1 protein-coding gene and 2 pseudogenes are annotated in these 1,310 nt (G+C 34.9%); all 3 read right to left on the bottom strand.

The features are described 5' to 3' along the window. A pseudogene (locus tag UC75_RS22370) lies at window positions 1–133 on the bottom strand (BolA family transcriptional regulator); the annotation flags it as partial. A 138-nt stretch (window positions 134–271) separates the two neighbouring features. After that, window positions 272–610, bottom strand: a complete 339-nt coding sequence (hpf, locus tag UC75_RS17725) for a ribosome hibernation-promoting factor, HPF/YfiA family (protein WP_049838342.1) — start codon at window positions 608–610, stop codon at window positions 272–274. Between the two features lie 165 nt (window positions 611–775). Next, window positions 776–1,310, bottom strand: a pseudogene (locus UC75_RS22365) (RNA polymerase factor sigma-54); the annotation flags it as partial.

Here is a 1,310-nt window from a genome sequence, read left to right as displayed (position 1 = left end):
GAGCCACTGTACGCTTACCTTCAAATTGATCATCCACAATACGGAGGTCAAATTTTCCGGCCTGTCCGCTCACCGCTACTTCCGCTACAGGGAAAGCTTCTTTTAAAATTTGAGTGAGCTGTTCACTATTCATTGCAAAGACCTCTGACACAACCTAAGGGGTAAAACGGAGTATTTTACTATAACTTTTTCCAAGAATTCAGTACGTGTTTATATTTTATCAATAAAAAAGAGGCTATCTTTCAAGCCTCTCTTAAATTAACAAAACTTATTAAATAGAAACAGTAACTTGTGAATAAGTACATTGCATTTTTCGATATCTTAATAATTGTCTTTTTAATTTTTCTGTCAATTTTTTAATTGAAGTATACATATCATCAGCGGTTGCCTGAGCAAACAACTCAATCCCCGGCAATCTTACAATAGCCTCTGCAACATGATTTGAACTGCCCTTATGGGAGCGCTTATCAATTTGATGATCTTTGGTTAATTTAATCTGCATACTATTCACCTGGTCTAGGTGTTTCGTCAATTGATTAAACTTTGATTTAATATTTTCTTCTATAGCTGGTGTAATTGCTAAATGATGTCCACGAATCGTTATTTGCATAATTCTATCCCTCACCTTTTTTAGGTTATTTAAAGAAGAACTAAAACGATTTAATGCTATCAAAAAATATTAGGACAATTAAACCATTTTAGCGGCTCCTCTTGGTGAAATTAAAATTTCATTATTTCGTCATAATGAATCTCTAGAATAGCCATACTTCAAAATTCAGATCAAGACTTTTCTTTCAGACGATGAAGGAATATGTAACGATTCACGATATTTTGCGACAGTCCTTCTTGCTACTTCAATCCCCTCATCTTTCAACAATGTGGCAATTACATTATCTGACAAAGGTTTACGCGGGTTTTCACTTGCTACGAGTTTTTTAATCATTGCACGAATTGCAGTAGAAGAAGCCTCTCCACCAGCAGTTGTGCCTACATGGCTAGAGAAAAAATATTTCAACTCAAAAAGGCCACGTGGAGTAAGCATATACTTATTTGTTGTTACACGAGAAACTGTAGATTCATGCAATTCTACTTCTTCAGCAACATCTCGAAGAACCAATGGTTTCATTGCTTCTGCACCGATCTCCAAAAAAGCTTTCTGATGTTCCACAATACATGATGCTACTTTTAATAACGTTTTATGTCTTTCATCAATGCTTTTGATAAAGTTTTTCGCCTCAAGCATTTGATTACGCAAATATAAATTATCTTCACTCTGATCTGCTCTACGAATCATACTGGAGTAAAAAGAA

Origin of the sequence: Acinetobacter sp. V2, from assembly GCF_001188385.1 — a bacterium.
Classification (GTDB): domain Bacteria; phylum Pseudomonadota; class Gammaproteobacteria; order Pseudomonadales; family Moraxellaceae; genus Acinetobacter; species Acinetobacter oleivorans.
This window is presented reverse-complemented; position numbering and strand designations above follow the sequence as displayed.

Coding starts and splice junctions, on each gene's coding strand:
- hpf (WP_049838342.1), bottom strand. CDS start 610: ATGCAAATAACGATTCGTGGACATCATTTAGCAATTACACCAGCTATA.